This is a genomic window from Paracoccus sp. DMF, from assembly GCF_004407025.1.
GTDB lineage: Bacteria > Pseudomonadota > Alphaproteobacteria > Rhodobacterales > Rhodobacteraceae > Paracoccus > Paracoccus aminovorans_B.
Genome location: NZ_SOKV02000137.1, coordinates 1 through 1,326, shown reverse-complemented (window position 1 = coordinate 1,326; position 1,326 = coordinate 1). Strand labels below are relative to the sequence as shown.

The 1,326-nt window shown below is 63.2% G+C and carries 1 pseudogene; it reads right to left on the bottom strand.

Features of this window, described 5'->3' with window-relative positions:
• Positions 1–287: 287 nt before the first annotated feature.
• Positions 288–1,306 (bottom strand): annotated as a pseudogene (locus tag E3D03_RS20770) (IS110 family transposase).
• Positions 1,307–1,326: the final 20 nt, after the last annotated feature.

Below are 1,326 nucleotides of genomic sequence, written 5' to 3'. Positions count from 1 at the left end.
CTCAGACCATGTATGGATGGCCCCTTGGCAAGAGCTTTGTTTGGTCCGGCATTCTGGTCGGTCGCGGCCATGTATTCGGCGTCTGATATGCAGCGACGTCCCTGCTACGCGCCCTGATGAAGTCAGCCGGCGGACGGATCCCGATCAATGGCACGCACTCCCAGGTGCTCTGGTCCGAACTGGGTGTCCCGTTCCGCGTATTACCGTCCCTGTGCCATCACCTCACGCTGCGCCTCACCATTTCCGGGCCTGGCGGCTCGCAACCGGCCTGGCCGTTCTCTGTCGTTTCAGGCCAACCTGGCTTGGTAGCTGTCACCTCGCCTGATCAGCGCCCAGATCGTTCGGGCCATGCGGTTGGCCAGCGCAATCGCGACGACCTTCACGGGCTTGCGTGCGAGCATCCGGTCGAGCCAGTCCGGCGCCTGGCCTGATGCTACCTCTCGACGCCCTCGCCGCGCGCTGATCCGGGCCATGGCGCCGAGGTAGAGCAGCCTGCGCAGATACCGATTGCCTGCCTTGGAGATCCGCCCGAACCTCTCTTTCCCTCCACTGCAATGGGCTCGCGGCGTGAGGCCGAGCCAAGCTGCATAGTCTCGTGCGCTGCGGAAGGCGGTCACATCGGGGTGGTCGCCGCAAACGCACTGGACGATATCGCGCCCACCCCGGGCACCGTCGCCAGCCGGCGCGCCAGCGCGTCTTCAGCTTGCATCTCGCTGATCCGCGCCGTGACCTCGTCTATTCGGGCCTGTGTGTCGCATAGCTGATCGGCCAGCATATCCAGCGCCGGGTGCGCTGCATCTGGCAGGTCGCGGGTCGCGTCGAGAAGGCGATCAACATTATGGATACCCTTCGCCACGACGACTCCGAACTCACCCACATGCGCGCGGATCGCGTTTACGATTTGTGTCCGCTGCCGAACCAGAAAATCACGTGCCTTGTGATCGAGCAGGGCCGCCTGCCGCTCCGCTGACTTCACCGGCACGAAACGCATCGTCGGGCGTGTCACCGCTTCGCAAATGGCCTCGGCATCAACGGAATCGGTTTTACCCCGCTTCACGTAAGGCTTCACATAAGAGGGCGGCATGACACGGACTTCATGGCCAAGGCCTGCAAGCTCCCGCGCCCAGTAATGAGCCCCGGCGCAGGCTTCCACGCCCACAAGGCAAGGCCTCAGCCGGGCAAAGAACACCAGAACATGCGTCCGCCGCAACTGACGACGACAGACGACCGTGCCTTCACTGTCCACTCCATGAACTTGAAAAACGTTTTTGGCCAGATCGAGGCCGATGGTGGCAGGTTGCTCCATGGATGGCTCCTCTCAGGATG